General features: G+C 54.1%; 16 protein-coding genes and 1 pseudogene. 12 read left to right on the forward strand and 5 right to left on the reverse strand.

What is annotated here, in order from left to right:
• Positions 1-585, reverse strand: a complete 585-nt coding sequence (gene rimJ, locus CU081_RS19510) for a ribosomal protein S5-alanine N-acetyltransferase (RefSeq protein WP_003858007.1) — start codon at positions 583-585, stop codon at positions 1-3.
• Positions 586-821: 236 nt separating this feature from the next.
• On the opposite strand from rimJ, the gene mdtH reads away from it, so the two are divergent.
• The 9 genes from mdtH to CU081_RS19555 all read left to right on the forward strand — a co-directional run bounded on the left by mdtH (position 822) and on the right by CU081_RS19555 (position 7480).
• Complete coding sequence (gene mdtH / locus CU081_RS19515; RefSeq protein ID WP_003858008.1) at positions 822-2030, forward strand: multidrug efflux MFS transporter MdtH; 1209 nt, start codon at positions 822-824, stop codon at positions 2028-2030.
• Between the two features lie 98 nt (positions 2031-2128).
• Positions 2129-2689 carry a lipoprotein gene (locus CU081_RS19520; RefSeq protein WP_022650780.1) on the forward strand — a complete coding sequence of 187 codons (561 nt, stop codon included), beginning with the start codon at positions 2129-2131 and terminating at the stop codon, positions 2687-2689.
• 128 nt (positions 2690-2817) lie between these two features.
• Positions 2818-3864 carry a dihydroorotase gene (gene pyrC, locus CU081_RS19525; RefSeq protein ID WP_003858010.1) on the forward strand — a complete coding sequence of 349 codons (1047 nt, stop codon included), beginning with the start codon at positions 2818-2820 and terminating at the stop codon, positions 3862-3864.
• A gap of 74 nt (positions 3865-3938) precedes the next feature.
• Positions 3939-4184 (forward strand): DNA damage-inducible protein I, encoded by a 246-nt coding sequence (dinI, locus tag CU081_RS19530; protein ID WP_003858011.1) that lies wholly within the window; start codon positions 3939-3941, stop codon positions 4182-4184.
• A gap of 273 nt (positions 4185-4457) precedes the next feature.
• The gene (gene bssS / locus CU081_RS19535; RefSeq protein WP_003858012.1) at positions 4458-4712 is read left to right on the forward strand and encodes a biofilm formation regulator BssS; all 255 of its coding nucleotides are present in this window, start codon (positions 4458-4460) and stop codon (positions 4710-4712) included.
• A gap of 112 nt (positions 4713-4824) precedes the next feature.
• Complete coding sequence (gene solA, locus CU081_RS19540) at positions 4825-5943, forward strand: N-methyl-L-tryptophan oxidase (RefSeq protein ID WP_003858013.1); 1119 nt, start codon at positions 4825-4827, stop codon at positions 5941-5943.
• Positions 5944-5993: 50 nt separating this feature from the next.
• Entirely contained in the window at positions 5994-6107 is a 114-nt protein-coding gene (locus tag CU081_RS19545; RefSeq protein ID WP_003858014.1) for a YceO family protein, read from the forward strand.
• A 226-nt stretch (positions 6108-6333) separates the two neighbouring features.
• Positions 6334-6900, forward strand: a complete 567-nt coding sequence (locus CU081_RS19550) for a cytochrome b (protein ID WP_003858015.1) — start codon at positions 6334-6336, stop codon at positions 6898-6900.
• A gap of 1 nt (position 6901) precedes the next feature.
• Positions 6902-7480 carry a YceI family protein gene (locus tag CU081_RS19555; protein WP_022650779.1) on the forward strand — a complete coding sequence of 193 codons (579 nt, stop codon included), beginning with the start codon at positions 6902-6904 and terminating at the stop codon, positions 7478-7480.
• 38 nt (positions 7481-7518) lie between these two features.
• Here the strand turns inward: CU081_RS19555 and trhO are convergent, their stop codons facing one another.
• Entirely contained in the window at positions 7519-8568 is a 1050-nt protein-coding gene (gene trhO, locus CU081_RS19560) for an oxygen-dependent tRNA uridine(34) hydroxylase TrhO (protein WP_003858018.1), read from the reverse strand.
• Between the two features lie 218 nt (positions 8569-8786).
• On the opposite strand from trhO, the gene CU081_RS19565 reads away from it, so the two are divergent.
• The 3 genes and pseudogenes from CU081_RS19565 (at position 8787) to CU081_RS19575 (ending at position 11543) form a co-directional block, all read left to right on the forward strand.
• Positions 8787-9713: a Kdo(2)-lipid IV(A) acyltransferase gene (locus tag CU081_RS19565; RefSeq protein ID WP_003858019.1), complete on the forward strand. Its 927-nt coding sequence runs from the start codon at positions 8787-8789 to the stop codon at positions 9711-9713.
• A gap of 141 nt (positions 9714-9854) precedes the next feature.
• Positions 9855-11089 (forward strand): annotated as a pseudogene (gene mdtG / locus CU081_RS19570) (multidrug efflux MFS transporter MdtG).
• 79 nt (positions 11090-11168) lie between these two features.
• The gene (locus CU081_RS19575) at positions 11169-11543 is read left to right on the forward strand and encodes a MysB family protein (RefSeq protein ID WP_003858026.1); all 375 of its coding nucleotides are present in this window, start codon (positions 11169-11171) and stop codon (positions 11541-11543) included.
• Positions 11544-11550: 7 nt separating this feature from the next.
• Here the strand turns inward: CU081_RS19575 and CU081_RS19580 are convergent, their stop codons facing one another.
• The 3 genes from CU081_RS19580 to mdoG form a co-directional block, all read right to left on the reverse strand.
• Positions 11551-11778, reverse strand: coding sequence for a YceK/YidQ family lipoprotein (locus CU081_RS19580; RefSeq protein ID WP_003858030.1), 228 nt, complete (start codon positions 11776-11778; stop codon positions 11551-11553).
• A gap of 84 nt (positions 11779-11862) precedes the next feature.
• Positions 11863-14391 (reverse strand): glucans biosynthesis glucosyltransferase MdoH, encoded by a 2529-nt coding sequence (mdoH, locus tag CU081_RS19585; RefSeq protein ID WP_058647426.1) that lies wholly within the window; start codon positions 14389-14391, stop codon positions 11863-11865.
• Complete coding sequence (gene mdoG / locus CU081_RS19590; protein ID WP_015570847.1) at positions 14384-15937, reverse strand: glucans biosynthesis protein MdoG; 1554 nt, start codon at positions 15935-15937, stop codon at positions 14384-14386. Before mdoG ends, mdoH begins: the two co-directional genes overlap by 8 nt.
• Positions 15938-16133: the final 196 nt, after the last annotated feature.

The following is a 16133-nucleotide window of genomic DNA, read 5'->3' on the forward strand; positions in this document are numbered from 1 at the left end:
TTAACGACCCGCGGTCCACTCCTGCGTGGTGAGCGCGGTGAGCACATGGTCCCGCCACTCGCCGTCAATCAGCAGATAATCTTTGGCATAGCCTTCTTTCTCAAACCCCAGGCGGGCCAGCAGATCGCCGCTGCGCTTATTGTGCGGCATGTAGTTAGCCATAATGCGATGGATATGTTGCGTGCGCTGCATGTAGCGAATCGCCGCCGTCAGCGCCTCAAACATGAGCCCCTGTCCCTGCCATTTCTGGCCGATGGAATACCCGAGATAGCAGGCGTGAAACGATCCGCGTACCACGTTTGAAAAATTGGCAATGCCAACGATCTCTTTCTCTTCCGGATCGAGAAGCGCGAAATAAAACGCACTTCCCTGTTTATGAAATTCCGCAATCATACTGAGGCGCGCCTGCCAGCCAGAGGGGTAGCAGTGGCTCTCGTCCCGAACGGGTTCCCAGGGTTTTAAAAACTGGCGATTCTCGGCGTAATAATCCGCCAGACGCCAGGCATCACGCTCATGCACCAGACGAACGACCAGCCTGTCCGTCGTCAGACGCACTTTTGGCACATTACTGCGATAGCCAAACATCGTTACCACTCCTTCCCGTCGCTTCTGCTCTGCCTGTTAACTTTACTATACCTGTGCCTGCGCCTTCTGTGAAAACAGTGACATACCATTTTGATCGCTTTTCACATTTTTCGATGAGAACTCTCTATCAAAGCACCTTTTTGATAAAAAAATATTGTCGCCAGCGGGTATGGGAAAAAGCGCGGCGACACCGCAGAATGTTAGCGTGCTCACCTTTTATTTTCCCTGGAGGGAAAATGTCCCGCGTATCACAGGCCAGGAGCCTGGGTAAATATTTCCTGCTCGTCGATAACATGCTGGTCGTGCTCGGCTTTTTTGTCGTTTTTCCGCTTATATCAATTCGTTTTGTCGATCAAATGGGCTGGGCGGCATTGATGGTCGGGATCGCGCTGGGTCTACGCCAGTTTGTACAACAGGGTCTGGGCGTGTTTGGCGGCGCAATAGCTGACCGCTTCGGCGCGAAACCGATGATCGTCACCGGCATGCTGTTACGTGCGGCGGGATTCGCCACCATGGCAATCGCTCATGAACCCTGGCTGCTGTGGTTCTCCTGTTTCCTTTCCGGGATTGGCGGCACCCTTTTCGACCCACCGCGTACCGCGCTGGTGGTTAAGCTTATCCGTCCGCAACATCGGGGGCGCTTCTTCTCGATTTTGATGATGCAGGACAGCGCTGGCGCGGTGGTGGGCGCCCTGCTGGGAAGCTGGCTGCTGCAATACGATTTCCGCCTGGTTTGCGCCACCGGCGCGGTGTTGTTTATTCTCTGCGCGCTGTTTAACGGTCTGTTTCTGCCCGCATGGAAGCTGTCGACGGTGAAAGCGCCTGTGCGGGAAGGGCTTGACCGTGTGTTGAGCGATAAACGCTTCGTCACCTATGTGTTAACCCTGACCGGCTACTACATGCTCGCCGTGCAGGTCATGCTGATGCTGCCCATTATGGTTAACGATATTGCCGGCACGCCGGCAGCGGTGAAATGGATGTATGCCATTGAGGCCTGCCTCTCACTGACTCTGCTCTATCCAATTGCCCGCTGGAGCGAGCGCCGTTTCCGGCTTGAGCACCGTCTGATGGCCGGGCTGTTGCTGATGACGCTGAGCATGATGCCCATCGGTCTGGTAAGTTCGCTTCAGCAACTGTTTATGCTGATCTGCACCTTCTATATTGGCTCAATCATTGCCGAGCCAGCCCGTGAAACGCTGAGCGCGTCACTTGCCGACGCCCGGGCCCGGGGCAGCTACATGGGCTTCAGCCGTCTCGGGCTGGCGCTTGGCGGCGCGCTGGGTTACACCGGTGGCGGCTGGCTGTTTGATGCCGGAAAAGCGCTCCATCAGCCGGAGCTGCCGTGGGTCATGCTCGGCATGGTCGGCTTTATGACGCTGATTGCCCTCTGGTGGCAGTTCAGTGATAAACGCAGCACCCGCGGGATGCTGGAGCCTGGCGCCTGACCTCTTACATTATCAGTTTTTTCTGCTGGTTTCTGTAGGATCTCCCTGACATACTGGCGTATCAGGACAGATGCGCCGATTTTATGTTGAGGAACGCCATGAAAAAGATCGTTATTGCCGCTGCGTTAATTGTCAGTGGTCTGCTGGTGGGATGTAACCAGCTTACGCAGTACACCGTCAGTGAGCAGGAAATTAATCAGGCGCTGGAAAAAAATAATAACTTTTCAAAAGATATCGGCGTGCCCGGCCTTGCGGATGCGCATATCGTCCTGACGAATCTCGCCAGCCAGATTGGTCGCGAGGAGCCTAACAAAGTCACCCTTTCCGGCGATGCCAGCCTCGATATGACCTCGCTCTTCGGCAATCAGAAAGCGGATATCAAGCTGAAGCTCAAGGCGCTGCCGGTCTTTAATAAAGATAAAGGGGCAATTTTCCTGCAAGAGATGGAAATCGTCGATGCGGTTGTGACGCCGGATAAAATGAAACCGGTGCTGCAAACGCTGATGCCGTATCTCAACCAGTCGTTGCAGAACTACTTTAACCAACAGCCTGCATATGTTCTGAGCGAAGACAAAAGCAAAGGGGAATCTCTGGCGAAAAAATATGCCAAAGGGATAGAGGTGAAACCGGGTGAAATCATCATCCCTTTCACCGACTAAATACTCCGGGCGCTCAGGCGCCCGTTTTTTTTAACGGAATAGTGTGCAAACGAAAACGTTTCCGCTTATGATTTGTGTCCGGCAAAAACAGCCATCTTATGACTGATCTCTTTCAAGCCGGAGCTTCCATGACTGTACAATCCCAGGTTCTCAAAATCCGCCGCCCAGACGACTGGCATATCCATCTTCGTGATGGCGACATGCTGAAAACCGTCGTGCCGTATACCAGCGAAATTTATGGCCGTGCGATTGTAATGCCTAACCTGGTTCCACCAGTCACCACCGTCGAGGCCGCGATCGCCTATCGCCAGCGTATCCTTGACGCCGTTCCGGCCGGGCACGATTTTACCCCGTTGATGACCTGCTACCTGACGGACTCGCTGGATCCCAATGAGGTTGAGCGCGGGTTTAACGAAGGTGTGTTCACCGCCGCGAAGCTCTACCCGGCGAATGCCACCACCAACTCCAGCCATGGGGTGACCAGTACCGACGCCATCATGCCCGTTCTGGAGCGTATGCAAAAACTGGGCATGCCGCTGCTGGTGCACGGGGAAGTGACCCACGCTGACATTGATATTTTCGATCGCGAAGCACGTTTTATCGAAACGGTCATGGAGCCGCTGCGCCAGCGTCTTCCGGGGCTGAAAGTGGTGTTTGAACACATTACGACTAAAGATGCCGCAGAGTATGTCCGGGATGGAAACGAGCTGATTGCCGCCACCATCACCCCGCAGCACCTGATGTTTAACCGTAACCACATGCTGGTGGGCGGCGTTCGCCCACATCTGTATTGTCTGCCGATCCTCAAGCGCAACATCCACCAGCAGGCGCTACGTGAGCTGGTCGCCAGCGGCTTCCCGCGCGCGTTCCTCGGCACGGATTCCGCCCCGCATGCCCGTCACCGTAAAGAGGCGAGTTGCGGCTGTGCAGGCTGCTTTAACGCCCCGACCGCCCTGGCAAGTTACGCAACCGTGTTTGAAGAGATGAATGCGTTAGACCATTTCGAAGCCTTCTGCTCCCTTAACGGCCCGCGTTTCTACGGTCTGCCGATCAATGACACGTTCATTGAGCTGGAGCGCAAAGAAAGCCAGGTTGAAGCGTCGATTGCGCTCACCGACGATACGCTGATCCCCTTCCTGGCCGGTGAAACCGTAAACTGGACGGTAAAACGCTAAAAAAGTGTCGCCCCCTGTTGTCAAACCGACAATATAACTGTATAAATAAACAGTATATTACACAGGGGGCATTTATGCGTATTGAAGTCACCATTGCCAAATCCACCGTCCTGCCTGCTGGCGCACTCGACGCTCTGGCGGGTGAACTATCCCGACGTATTAACAGCACTTTTCCTGAAAACGATGGCGCCGTAACGGTACGTTATGCGACAGCAAACCATCTTTCCGTCATCGGCGGTGCGAAAGAAGACAAAGAACGCATCAGCGAAATTTTGCAGGAAACATGGGAAAGCGCCGACGACTGGTTCATCACTGATTAAAATTTGCTCCCTCATTGTGTTTTTTGCCGGGTCGCCCCGGCTTTTTTTCGTTTCGTCTCCTGAAAGTTCAAAATATTTCAGCATCTTCTTAGAAAATCGTGAACAAGATGGCGTTTTATTGTTCGAACAATCCTAAAAAGCAGAAAAATGTGTTGCTACCCGTTTATTTTTTCCTGCTGAACCCTTATTAATTGATATACTGAAATTGCTTTCAGAAAAACATGCATTGAACCTCAAAGTCGTTGTCTTCTAACACGCATTAAGGGGGTTATAATGGAAAAGAATAGTGAAGTGATCCAGACCCATCCGCTTGTTGGCTGGGATATCAGCACCGTAGACAGCTACGATGCGCTGATGCTGCGTTTGCACTACCAGACCCCAAATCAGCTAAACCGTGATGAAGCGGAAGTTGGACAGACGCTGTGGCTTACAACAGACGTCGCCCGTCAGTTTATCTCTATTTTGGAAGCAGGCATCGCAAAAATAGAATCTGGCGACTACCAGGAAAATGAGTATAAACGGCATTAATCTTATGCCTCTTCACTCAACAGGCACCCTCGCGGTGCCTTATTTATTTCGTTCTTGTATAAGCCTACATAGTTAATTACTCTGCTAACAAAGCGTTAGTAAAGAGAAGCCTATGAAATACGATTTGATCATTATCGGAAGCGGCTCCGTAGGATCTGCCGCCGGTTATTACGCCACGCAGGCGGGTCTGAATGTGCTGATGATTGACGCACATCGTCCCCCCCACTCTGAAGGAAGCCATCACGGCGATACCCGTCTGATACGTCACGCTTATGGCGAAGGTGAGCGCTATGTACCGCTGGTGCTTCGGGCTCAGACGCTGTGGGATGAGCTGGCCGCCCTCACCGAAGAACGCATTTTTGAGCGCACCGGGGTCGTTAACCTGGGGCCAGCCAGCTCCACGTTTCTGGCGACCGTCGAGGAGAGCGCGAAAGCCTACCGCCTGGACGTCGAGCGTCTGGATGCGAACGGCATCATGGCGCGCTGGCCGGAAATTTCTGTCCCTGAAGACTACATTGGGTTGTTTGAAGCCAACTCTGGCGTACTGCACAGCGAAACGGCCATTAAGACCTGGATTGATCTCGCCGCCAAAGCGGGCTGCGCGCAGTTGTTCAACTGTCCGGTCACGGGCATCACCCACCATGCAGAGGGTTCAACCGTCACCACCTCTGAAGGTGAATATACCGCCACGCGTCTGCTGGTGAGTGCGGGAACGTGGGTGACGAAACTGCTGCCGGACCTGCCCATCCAGCCGGTGCGAAAAGTCTTCTCCTGGTTCCAGTCTGACGGGCGTTACAGCAGCCAGAACAAATTCCCGGCGTTTACAGGCGAGTTACCCAATGGCGACCAGTTCTACGGTTTCCCCTCGGAAAAAGACGCGCTCAAGATTGGCAAACATAACGGCGGGCAGGTAATTTCCTCTGCGGAAGAACGCAAACCGTACGGCGCTTATCCGCAGGATGGTTCCGAAGCCTTTACGTTCCTGCGTAATATCCTGCCGGGTGTAGGCGGGTTGCTTTACGGCGCAGCGTGCACCTACGACAACACCCCGGATGAAGACTTTATCATCGACACCCTGCCGGGGCACGACAACACCCTGCTCGTAACCGGGCTCAGCGGTCACGGGTTTAAATTTGCCTCTGTGTTAGGTGAAATCGCCGCCCAGTTTGCTCAGGGGATAGCGCCTTCGTTTGATCTCAAGCCCTTCGCGCTCTCGCGCTTTGATCGATAATACCTCTTCAGGCTCCGAGTAACCGGGGCCTGTTTAGCGAGAGGGGCATGATGCGCAGACTGGTGAATTACCTTATCAATAACATCCGCGAGCATTTCATGCTCTACATTGTTCTTTGGTCGCTACTGGCGATCATTGACGTTATCTATATTGTATTCTTCTGAACATTCTCGCTGACGTTTATTGACACTCCTTTAAATTTATTTAACTTATATTTTTTAAAAAACGTCGCCTCAAATTTATTGAACGAAGCGATTGAAATACATTGCGCAAACACATTCAAATTCGCTGAAATAAATTAAATAAAATACATTATTCATTTTTTTCAGTTGCATTATTTATTTAACCCGTCCATTTTTATTGCTCAGTCATTTGAGAACGGAAATTCATATGCAATGGCGTAACTCCTCCCGTCGCTACGGAATAATATCCATGTGTTTACACTGGCTATTTGCAATTGCCGTCTATGCCATGTTTGGTCTCGGCCTCTGGATGGTGACATTAAGCTATTATGACGGTTGGTATCATCAGGCCCCCGAATTGCACAAAAGCATTGGGGTTCTGCTGATGATGGGTCTGGTTTTTCGCGTGATCTGGCGACATATCTCTCCGCCCCCTCCTGCGCCCAAAAGCCATGGCCGACTTACCCGCATAAGCGCTGTTGGCGCGCATATCGCACTCTATGCCCTGCTGTTCGCCATTTTGATCAGCGGCTATCTCATTTCGACCGCAGACGGCAAACCGATCAGCGTATTTGGGCTTTTTGATGTCCCAGCCACGCTGGCTGACGCCGGTTCACAGGCTGATACCGCAGGTGTGGTTCATTTGTGGCTGGCATGGAGCGTAGTGATCCTGTCTGTCCTGCATGGCCTTGCGGCCCTGAAACACCACTTTATTGATAAAGACGATACGCTGAAGCGCATGCTTGGCCGTTCGTCAGTTGACTCTGGAGCATAAAATGAAAAAACGCCTGTTGGGTATCGCATTAGGTTCGCTGTTATTTACTACCGGTTCGGCCCTGGCCGCCGACTATAAAATTGATAAAGAGGGCCAGCATGCCTTCGTCAATTTCCGTATTCAGCATCTGGGTTACAGCTGGTTATATGGCACGTTCAATGATTTCGATGGCACATTTACTTTCGACGAGAAAAACCCTGCTGCCGATAAAGTGAACGTCACCATTAATACCAACAGCGTCGACACTAATCACGCCGAGCGTGATAAACATCTGCGCAGCGCTGAATTCCTGAACGTGGGCAAATTCCCGCAAGCTACTTTCGCGTCGACAGAGGTGAAGAAAGATGGTGATAAACTCGCTATTACCGGTAATCTCACGCTGAACGGCGTAACAAAACCGGTCACACTGGATGCCAAATTAATTGGACAGGGTGACGATCCATGGGGCGGTAAACGTGCTGGCTTTGAAGCCGCAGGCAAAATTCATCTGAAAGATTTTAATATCACCACGGATTTAGGTCCGGCATCGCAGGATGTAGAGCTGATTATTTCGGTGGAAGGCGTTCAGCAGAAGTCATAAAACAGGCCCGGCAGGCTTGTGAGCCGCCGGGCAGTGTTTTACTCCGGGTCCGGAATACCCAGTTTGGTATTCAGTCGGCCCCGGGATTTATTAAAGATCTTATTCCCGTTCTCGCGTCCGGCACGGCGACGACGTTGCTCTTCTTCAGGCAACATACTCTCTTCACTGCACAGCTCGCTACAGCAGCCATTAAACTTCTCGGCACATGCAGGGCACTGAATAAACAGCAGATGACACCCGTCGTTTTTGCAGTTGGTATGCGTATCGCACGGTGTTCCGCACTGGTGGCAGTGCGCGATCACGTCCTCTGAAATTCGCTCGCCCATACGCTCATCAAACACAAAGTTCTTACCGATAAAACGCACCGGTAAACCCTGCTCACGGGCGCGGCGGGCATACTCGATAATCCCACCCTCAATGTGCCAGACTTTATTAAACCCGTTGTGCTTCATCCAGGCGCTGGCTTTTTCACAGCGGATCCCCCCGGTACAGTACATCACGATCTTTTTGTCTTTATGCTCCTGCATCATCTCAACCGCTTTCGGCAGTTGCTCGCGGAAGGTGTCGGCAGGAATTTCCATCGCATTTTCGAAGTGCCCCACTTCATATTCGTAGTGGTTACGCATATCGATGAACACCGCATCCGGATCGTCGAGCATCGCGTTCACTTCAGCGGCCTTCAGGTATTCCCCCACATTAGCAGCATTGAAGCTCGGATCGTCAATGCCATCCGCCACAATACGCTCGCGCACCTTCATGCGCAGCACCCAGAATGATTTACCGTCATCATCCAGCGCAATATTCAGGCGTAAGCCGTTAAGCGCCGGATCAAACCCGTAAAGGAGATCGCGGAAGGCGCTGACCTTGCTTTCCGGCACGCTGATCTGCGCGTTAATCCCCTCACGCGCCAGATAGACGCGACCAAACACGTTCAGGGCGGTGAAAGCCTGGTAAAGCGCATCGCGGGTCGCCTGTGGATCGTCGATGGTGAAATACTTATAGAAAGAGATCGTTGTGCGCGGTTCGGTTTCGGCCAACATACGCGCTTTCAACATCTCATTCGAAACGCGGTTGTGTAACACTGGCATGGTGTACAAGTCCTGCAATCGTTGAGAAATAAAAATCGGTCGGCATGATATAGCAAACAAAGACAATTTACATCCACACAATTTACGCTACATTTCAGTCAATCTGATTAATCAGACTTAACATTTGCATATTCTTTCATGTTTCGATGACAGACATTTTGGCTATGCCTTAAAAAATGAGACAATAGCCTTTCAGGACGTTAGAACACAGGACAGACATGACCCAGTTACCGAAATTTACTGCCGCGCTTTTGCATCCCCGCTATTGGTTAACATGGTCAGGCATTGGCTTGTTGTGGCTAATTGTACAGCTGCCTTATCCCGTCATTTTCCGCATGGGTAAAGGGCTGGGTCGCATTGCTCAGCAGTTTATGAAGCGTCGCGCCAGGATCGCGTATCGCAACCTTGAGCTTTGCTTTCCTCAGATGAGTGAATCTGAGCGCCACGACATGGTGGTTAAAAACTTCGAATCTGTCGGCATGGGGCTGATGGAGACCGGTATGGCCTGGTTCTGGTCGGATAAGCGCATGGCGCGCTGGACGGAAGTGGCCGGGACCGGCATGGAGCCAGTGCATACTCTTCAGGCCAACCAGACTGGCGTCCTGCTGATTGGCGTTCATTTTCTGACGCTCGAAATTGGCGCACGCATGTTCGGCATGCAGGCGCCCGGTATTGGCGTTTATCGTCCTAACGATAATCCGGTGATCGATTTGATCCAGACCAACGGACGTATGCGCTCCAATAAAAGCATGATCGACCGAAAAGACCTGAAAGGGATGATCCGCGCCCTGAAATCAGGTGAAGTGGTCTGGTACGCCCCGGATCATGACTATGGCCCGCAATCCAGCGTGTTTGTTCCGTTCTTTGCGGTGGAAGATGCAGCGACGACCACCGGGACCTGGATGCTGGCGCGAATGTCCAAAGCGGCTATCGTGCCGTTTGTACCGCGCCGTAAACCAGACGGTTCAGGCTATCAGCTCATCATGCTGGAGCCGGAGCTCGCGCCACCGCTGATTGATGCGGAAACCACCGCCCGCTGGATGAACGGCGTTGTCGAGAAATGCATTATGCTCGCCCCGGAGCAGTACATGTGGCTGCATCGCCGCTTTAAAACCCGGCCTCAGGGCGTCCCTTCCCGGTATTAATCTGCATGCGGCCTTCCGGGCCGCATGTTGTTTTAGCTTTAAAAGCTCCCCGTCATTGCGGCAATCATACCCCGGGCGCATAATTAGCAGGCTTATTACCTCACTGGTCACGGTGCCCTGCACCTCATTATGCGGATAGTTATGTCCCCCACAGATGCTCCCATAAACTGGAAACGTAACCTGACGGTTGCGTGGCTGGGTTGTTTTCTTACTGGCGCCGCCTTTAGCCTGGTGATGCCTTTCCTGCCCCTCTACGTTGAGCAGCTCGGCGTCACCGGACATAGCGCCCTGAATATGTGGTCCGGCCTGGTGTTCAGCATTACGTTCCTGTTCTCCGCCATTGCGTCGCCTTTCTGGGGTGGGCTGGCGGATCGCAAAGGCCGCAAAATTATGCTGCTGCGCTCCGCGCTCGGCATGGCGATCATTATGCTGCTGATGGGGTGGCGCAGAACGTCTGGCAGTTCCTGATATTACGCGCACTCCTGGGTCTGCTCGGGGGATTTATCCCTAACGCCAACGCCCTGATCGCCACCCAAATCCCGCGCCAGAAAAGCGGCTGGGCGTTGGGCACGCTCTCCACTGGCGGCGTAAGTGGCGCACTGCTGGGCCCGCTGGCGGGCGGGCTGCTGGCCGACCACTACGGACTGCGGCCGGTATTCTTCATTACCGCCAGCGTGCTGTTCCTCTGCTTCCTGGTGACGCTTATCTGTATCCGGGAGAATTTCACGCCGGTAGCCAAAAAAGAGATGCTGCACGCCCGGGATGTGCTGGCCTCGCTGAAAAACCCAAAGCTGGTGCTGAGCCTGTTTGTGACTACCATGATTATCCAGGTGGCCACCGGTTCAATCGCGCCTATTCTGACGCTCTATGTCCGCGATCTGGCGGGAAACGTCAGCAATATCGCCTTTATCAGCGGCCTGATCGCCTCTGTTCCCGGCGTGGCGGCGCTACTGAGCGCGCCGCGGCTCGGCAAGCTGGGAGACCGTATCGGCCCGGAGAAGATCCTGATCTGCGCCCTGATCGTCTCCGTCCTGCTGCTGATCCCCATGGCGATGGTGCAGTCTCCCTGGCAGCTCGGCGTCCTGCGCTTCCTGCTGGGGGCTGCCGATGGCGCACTGCTCCCGGCCGTGCAGACGCTGCTGGTCTATAATTCCACCAACCAGATAGCCGGTCGTATTTTCAGCTATAACCAGTCGTTTCGCGATCTGGGTAACGTCACCGGGCCGCTGGTCGGTGCGGGGATTTCAGCCAGTTTCGGTTTCCGGGCGGTCTTTATCGTGACGGCAGGCGTCGTGCTGTTCAACGCCGTTTATTCGTGGCTCAGCTTATCCCGGGCGCTACGCCCGGGGCGAATAAGACAACATCGTGACGGCTAATTTTCGCATTCATACTTGCAAAATCACATAATCAGCTATTCTTTCCCTGAATACCTTCACGAAAAACAGGGAGACACCAATGACCATGTACGCCACGCTGGAAGAAGCAATTGATGCCGCTCGCGAAGAGTTCCTCGCCGATAATCCCGGCATTGAGGAAGAAGATGCTGACGTGCAACAACTCAATATCCAAAAATACGTCCTACAGGACGGCGATATTATGTGGCAGGCCGAATTCTTTGCTGATGAAGGTGAAGATGGTGAATGTCTGCCGATACTGAGTGGTGAAGGTGCACAGGCGGTATTCGACGGCGACTATGACGAAATTGAGTTACGTCAGGAGTGGCTGGAAGAAAATACGCTGCACGAATGGGACGAAGGCGAGTTTCAGCTCGAACCGCCGCTGGATACCGAAGAGGGTCAGGCCGCAGCGGACGAATGGGACGAGCGATGAGCTCCCGTTACTCGTAAGGGCCGTGGCTGGCATCGATGGGCAGCAGTAGCGTGTCGAAAATCAGCGAAAACGGCAGATCGAGCACGGTGAGATAGCGCCATGCGGAATCGCGAACGTCCCACTGTACGCCGGGGTAGTATTGATTCCCGTGGCCCTGCCCGGGGATGGTGCGGCTGATAATGCTGCCGCAGCCGCTGAGCAGGCATGCCATCATGACGACAATGATTACTTTCATGTCTGACCTCTAAAAAAATACCGGCGATTAAGCCGGTATTTCATTTGGCAGGTAGCGCTTCGCTTACCCGCCCTACTTAACAACTTACTTCGCCTTCAGTGCCAACGGATTCAGCTTAACGTCCTTATAGTAGTTCACCCACGAAGAGTATCTCTCCGGAGAAGACCACACGCGGTAGTGAAGCCGTGCCATCGTCACCGGATCGCTCAACAGCACCAGACGACGGTCGCGGTTAAGCTTTTCTGGCGTCTCGTTCAGCGCCTGCTCAACGTGGCGATCGCGGGCGATCTCCAGCACCTGGCTGGCGCGGTGACGCGCCGTCGCCATCGCGGTTGCCAGCGCGTTGAATGACGGGTTAAACACGGCGTGCATAAAGCCATCATCCAGCATGCGTTTGCGGTTCTGCTCCAGATAGGTATCGGTATCCACCAGCACCTGCGGCGGAGAATACTCTTCCGGGATCAGGAACAGCTTCCAGCGTTTGGTACGCAGGCCAACCATGGAACGGCTGGAGATCACCGACACAAACGGCGACAGGATCAGCGAGAAGACGATTGGCGCCAGCCAGAACAGGAAACGCAGATCCAGCCAGGCCATACCAACGGCCCACACCAGGCCCAGCAGCAGCTGAGAGCCGTGGCGCATAAAGGCCTCACTCCACGGCGTAGAGTCATCGTCACGCTGCGGTGAATTCCACACCACTTCCCATCCCAGGAACGCGCTCACCACAAACACCGTATGGAACAGCATACGCACCGGCGCCAGCAGGACCGAGAACAGCACTTCCAGCAGCAGTGAAAGGGTCACGCGGCAGAAACCACCGTACTCCTTCGAACCTTTGCACCAGATCAGAATGATACTGAGCAGCTTAGGCAGGAACAGCAGCACCATGGTCGACGCGAACAGCGCAATCGCCAGCTCCGGACGCCACTGCGGCCACACCGGGAACAGCTGGCGCGGTTGCAGGAAGTATTGCGGCTCCGTCAGAGCATGCACAACCTGCAACGCGGTCGAGAGTGCCAGGAACATAAACCACAGCGGCGCAGACAGATAGGACATAACGCCCGTCAGGAACACCGCACGGTGAACAGGGTGCATCCCTTTCACCAGGAACAGGCGGAAGTTCATCAGGTTACCGTGACACCAGCGGCGGTCGCGTTTGAGCTCATCCAGCAGGTTCGGCGGCAGCTCTTCATACGAGCCAGGCAGATCGTAGGCAATCCAGACGCCCCACCCTGCACGACGCATCAGAGCAGCTTCCACAAAGTCATGCGACAGAATGGACCCGGCAAACGACCCTTCACCCGGCAGCGGCGCCAGGGCACAGTGCTCGATGAATGGCTTCACGCGGATAATGGCGTTGTGGCCCCAGTAGTGAGATTCACCCAGCTGCCAGAAGTGCAGACCGGCAGTAAACAGCGGCCCGTAGACGCGGGTCGCAAACTGCTGGCAGCGCGCATACAGCGTGTCCATACCTGACGCTTTTGGCGAGGACTGAATAATACCCGCGTTCGGGTTGGCTTCCATCAGACGGACCAGCCCGCTCAGGCAGTCGCCGCTCATCACGGAGTCCGCATCCAGAACCACCATGTAGCTGTACTGGTTACCCCAGCGACGACAGAAGTCATCAATGTTCCCGCTCTTACGCTTAACACGACGACGACGACGGCGGTAGAAGATCTGCCCTTCCCCCTGCACCTCGGCAATCAGCTCCATCCAGGCTTTTTGCTCTGCCACGCAAATATCCGGGTTGTAGCTGTCGCTCAGGATATAGACGTCGAAATGCGCCGCGTTACCGGTCGCCTTCACGGACTCCCAGGTGGCACGCAGCCCGGCGAATACGCGGTCAACGTCTTCGTTACAGATAGGCATGATCAGCGCGGTACGGTGCTCAGGATTGAGGGGTTCATCCCCGACCGTCGACGCGGAAATGCTGTATTTGTCACGCCCCATCAGCAGTTGCAGGAAGCCCATCAGCGCCGTCCAGAACCCGGCGGAGACCCAACAGAACAGCACGGCGAACAGCAGAAGAATGCCGCTCTGTAAAATATACGGCAGCAGCTGCATGAAGGAGACCCAGATATCCTGGCCAATCATGTCAGCAGGGTTAATCAACGCCCAGCCCTGGTACGGCAGAATGGTTTTCATGTACCAGGTGGCGACAACCGTCTGCGCCAGCGTCAGCAGCAGCAGAATGTAACGACGAATCGTTCCTACGGTACGCCATTTCTGCTCGGAGGCCTGCTGTTCTTTGGTCAGACGTGACAGATAGCGCGGTGTCACGTCACGCCCACGCAGACGATCCCAGAAGCGGCCCACCGGGTTGGTGCGCCACGGATCGGGGAACATGGAGGAACGCGTGGCCTTCGGCATCGCCTGTAGCTGGTCACGCCCTTCGTCATCCTTGATTAACTGCCCTTCTGCCAGCGAGTCCGGCCATGCCTGCTCCAGACGTGCCTTCACTGACCCCAGCGGCGTATCATCATCACGGGAAAAATGACGATGTTCACCATCCAGCGCGGTGTGAACCGCGCGGATGTCGCTCGCAGGGAGCGCCGCTTTTTCAATGTCCGTCAGCGGCATGGCATCAATATATTCAGATGTATTATTCATTGGCAGGTAGCTGATAGCTCCAGGTTTCACTCAGCGGCTTATCGTTACTGACCAGCGCGGCGCGCATTTCAGTGGTCTGTTTCGGATCCTTCACCTTCACGCGCAGGGTCAAACGCCACCCTTTGGTGACCGGGTTGTACCGCACGGCGTTTTCAACGATTTCACCGTTATCGCCAATGCTGGCCTGTGCCGTCACGGCAGTATCCGGCGCCAGTTTTTTCATATCCTGCCCGGTGAAGTCCACGATAAATGCCAGCGTGCCATCCGGCTGACGAATCAGGTTGGACTGCTTCACATCACCCGTTGAACGACGCGTCTGCATCACATACGCGTTATCCGGTGCGTGCAGCTTGTCTTCGTCACGGCTGAAGGTAATCGCATACTTGAAGTTCATCTCTTTACCGGCTTCAGGCAGCTGATCCGGTGTCCAGTACGCCACGATGTTATCGTTGGTTTCATCGTTGGTTGGAATTTCAACCAGCTCAACCTTACCTTTACCCCAGTCGCCTTTCGGCGTAACCCAGGCGCTTGGGCGCAGATCGTAGCGGTCATCCAGATCTTCAAAGCGGGAGAACTGACGGCCACGTTGCAGCAGACCAAAGCCCTGCGGGTTTTCCATCGCAAAGCTGCTGACCGCGAGGTGTTTCGGGTTGTTCAGCGGACGCCAGATCCACTCGCCGTTACCGGCATGGATGGAGAGGCCATTGGAATCATGCAGTTCAGGACGGAAATTGGTCGCCGGAGATGGCTGGTTCGGCCCAAACAGGAACATACTGGTCAGCGGTGCGACGCCCAGTTTGCCCACTTTATCGCGCAGGTAAACTTTAGACTGCACGTCAACCACCGTGTCACGCCCTGGCATGATCACGAAGCGATAAGCGCCGGTCGCACGAGGGGAGTCCAGCAGCGCATAAATTGTCAGACGTTTGTCGGTTGGTTTTGGACGTTCGATCCAGAACTCGCGAAAACGTGGAAATTCTTCACCTGATGGCAGCGCGGTATCAATTGCCAGACCGCGCGCAGAAAGCCCGTACACCTGCCCCGCGCCAATCACGCGGAAGTAGCTGGCGCCAAGCATGCTGACGATTTCATCGTTTTTATCTTTGCTGTTAATCGGATAAAGCACCTTGAAGCCTGCGAAGCCGAGGTCTTTCACCGTGTCTTTATCGTGTTGCACATCGCCAAAATTGAAGTAATCCGGGCTGTACTTGATTTTGCGTACCGCGGTCGCCGTCACTTCATTGATGGCAACTGGCGTGTCGAAGTACATACCCTGGTGGTAAAATTCAAGCTTGAACGGGGTTTTAATATTGTTCCAGTACGCTTTATCGTGATTGAACTGGATCTGCTGATAGTCCGCGTATTTCATGTCGCGGAAAACGGAGGGCAGGTTACTTTTTGGCGCTTCGTAGCTCTTGCCCGCCATCGATTTTGCCTGTTTTGCGACATCATCGATGTTAAAGGCCAGTGCAGATGAGGTATACAGTGACAACAGCACTGCTACACCCAACCAACGCATTTTCATCATTTGTGGTTTATGTTTCATAATAAGTAAGCACTTCCCCCTTTGTGTGCTTATATCGATCCGATCCATTTTAATGGAAACTCAGGCAATCCGACAACATTATCACTGCTTTGTTCAGCTCGCTGGCTCATGGATTAAGCAAATGAAAGAACCCGCTTTTCACTTTGCGTGCTTATCCTGGAGACAGGGTGTCGGTCTTGGTGTAGGGTTGGCTCCG

The organism is Enterobacter sp. CRENT-193 (assembly GCF_002787395.1).
GTDB lineage: Bacteria > Pseudomonadota > Gammaproteobacteria > Enterobacterales > Enterobacteriaceae > Enterobacter > Enterobacter hormaechei_C.

Bases quoted from the DNA above. Each gene is read 5' to 3' on its own strand.
- rimJ (WP_003858007.1), bottom strand. From the start codon at position 585: ATGTTTGGCTATCGCAGTAATGTGCCAAAAGTGCGTCTGACGACGGAC.
- mdtH (WP_003858008.1), top strand. From the start codon at position 822: ATGTCCCGCGTATCACAGGCCAGGAGCCTGGGTAAATATTTCCTGCTC.
- CU081_RS19520 (WP_022650780.1), top strand. From the start codon at position 2,129: ATGAAAAAGATCGTTATTGCCGCTGCGTTAATTGTCAGTGGTCTGCTG.
- pyrC (WP_003858010.1), top strand. From the start codon at position 2,818: ATGACTGTACAATCCCAGGTTCTCAAAATCCGCCGCCCAGACGACTGG.
- dinI (WP_003858011.1), top strand. From the start codon at position 3,939: ATGCGTATTGAAGTCACCATTGCCAAATCCACCGTCCTGCCTGCTGGC.
- bssS (WP_003858012.1), top strand. From the start codon at position 4,458: ATGGAAAAGAATAGTGAAGTGATCCAGACCCATCCGCTTGTTGGCTGG.
- solA (WP_003858013.1), top strand. From the start codon at position 4,825: ATGAAATACGATTTGATCATTATCGGAAGCGGCTCCGTAGGATCTGCC.
- CU081_RS19545 (WP_003858014.1), top strand. From the start codon at position 5,994: ATGCGCAGACTGGTGAATTACCTTATCAATAACATCCGCGAGCATTTC.
- CU081_RS19550 (WP_003858015.1), top strand. From the start codon at position 6,334: ATGCAATGGCGTAACTCCTCCCGTCGCTACGGAATAATATCCATGTGT.
- CU081_RS19555 (WP_022650779.1), top strand. From the start codon at position 6,902: ATGAAAAAACGCCTGTTGGGTATCGCATTAGGTTCGCTGTTATTTACT.
- trhO (WP_003858018.1), bottom strand. From the start codon at position 8,568: ATGCCAGTGTTACACAACCGCGTTTCGAATGAGATGTTGAAAGCGCGT.
- CU081_RS19565 (WP_003858019.1), top strand. From the start codon at position 8,787: ATGACCCAGTTACCGAAATTTACTGCCGCGCTTTTGCATCCCCGCTAT.
- CU081_RS19575 (WP_003858026.1), top strand. From the start codon at position 11,169: ATGACCATGTACGCCACGCTGGAAGAAGCAATTGATGCCGCTCGCGAA.
- CU081_RS19580 (WP_003858030.1), bottom strand. From the start codon at position 11,778: ATGAAAGTAATCATTGTCGTCATGATGGCATGCCTGCTCAGCGGCTGC.
- mdoH (WP_058647426.1), bottom strand. From the start codon at position 14,391: ATGAATAATACATCTGAATATATTGATGCCATGCCGCTGACGGACATT.
- mdoG (WP_015570847.1), bottom strand. From the start codon at position 15,937: ATGAAACATAAACCACAAATGATGAAAATGCGTTGGTTGGGTGTAGCA.